Source organism: Aphanothece microscopica RSMan92 (assembly GCF_046613545.2).
Classification (GTDB): domain Bacteria; phylum Cyanobacteriota; class Cyanobacteriia; order PCC-6307; family Cyanobiaceae; genus NIES-981.
Window position 1 is genome coordinate 1 of sequence record NZ_JBKKKY020000450.1, and the last position, 506, is coordinate 506.

The window sequence follows — 506 nt, forward strand, 5'->3', positions numbered from 1 at the left end:
AGGATCACCGCCTCGGGGATCGAATGGGTGACCAGGAAGGCGGTCGCGTCACGCTCCATGCAGATGCGCTGCAACTCCATGTTCATGAATTCGCGCGACAGCTCGTCCAGCGCCGAGAACGGCTCGTCCAGCAGCAGAACGGCGGGTTCGGTGATCAGCATCCGGCAGATCGCCGCGCGCTGGGCCATGCCCCCCGACAGCTCGTTGGGATAGACGTTTTCGAACCCCTTGAGGCCGACCACTTCCAGCAGTTGCGTCGCCTTTTCGCGGGCCTTGTTGGCAGCGGCCTTGCCGTCGCGGATCTCGATGGGCAGGACGATGTTTTCCACCGTCGTGCGCCAGGGAAAGAGCGTGGCCTGCTGGAACATCATGCCGATGTCCCGGCGCGTGCCACGCACAGGTTTGTTCTGCAGGACCACCCGCCCCGTCGAGGGCGGCATCAGTCCTGCCATGATCTTCAGCAACGTCGACTTGTCGCAGCCGCTCGACCCGATGACAGCCGAGAA

Annotated in this window: 1 protein-coding gene; it reads right to left on the bottom strand. The window is 63.8% G+C overall.

Annotated features, from left to right (window positions below):
- Positions 1 to 506 (bottom strand): ABC transporter ATP-binding protein (locus tag ACLD7X_RS18490; RefSeq protein WP_411425144.1); only part of this gene is annotated, 506 nt, incomplete at both ends.